The sequence below is a fragment of the Gemella haemolysans genome (assembly GCF_028308085.1).
Classification (GTDB): domain Bacteria; phylum Bacillota; class Bacilli; order Staphylococcales; family Gemellaceae; genus Gemella; species Gemella haemolysans_D.
In genome coordinates this window covers 1-676 of the sequence record NZ_JAQMFS010000102.1, presented here as the reverse complement: position 1 = coordinate 676, position 676 = coordinate 1, and the positions used below count along the sequence as shown (strand labels likewise).

Genomic DNA, 676 nt, shown 5'->3' with positions numbered 1-676 from the left:
CAGCTTTCGCTGCAGTTTTTTCTTCGTCTGTTAAATCTGTACGTGCATCGATTGCGTCGTTCTTAGCTTTAAGTGCATCGTCTATCGCCTTCTTAGCTGCTGGCTTCGCTTCTGGTGTTGGATTTACATTGTTCACTTCTGTTGTTCCATTAGCCTTAGCTTGCTCTACTCCCGCGTTTGTTGTCGCGTTGTTGATAGCTTGTTTTGCTGCAGCTGCCTTGTCTTGCGCTTCTTGCTTAGCTTTTGCTTTCTCTTCCGCTGTTAAGTCGTTGTTCGCATCGATCGCATCGTTCTTAGCTTTTAGGGCATCGTCTATCACTTTCTTAGCCGCTGGTTTCGCCACTGGTGTTGGATTTACATTGTTTACTTCTGTTGTTCCGTTAGCTTTAGCTTGAGTTACTACATCATTTGTTGTCGCGTTATCGATCGCTTGTTTTGCTGCATCTGCTTTTGCTTTCGCATCAGCTTTCGCTGCAGTTTTCTCTTCCGCTGTTAAGTCGTTGTTCGCATCGATCGCATCGTTTTTAGCTTTTAGTACATCATCTATTGCTTTCTTCGCTGCTGGCTTTGCTTGTGCTGTTGGATTTACTGAGTCTACTGACGTTGCTCCATCTGTCTTAGCTTGAGTTACTGCATCATTTGTTGTTACATTGTCGATAGCTGTTTTTGCTGCGTC

The 676-nt window shown here is 44.4% G+C and carries 1 protein-coding gene; it reads right to left on the bottom strand.

What is annotated here, in order from left to right; translation table 11 throughout:
• Positions 1-676 (bottom strand): DUF1542 domain-containing protein (locus PNO30_RS08335; protein ID WP_271988002.1); only part of this gene is annotated, 676 nt, incomplete at both ends.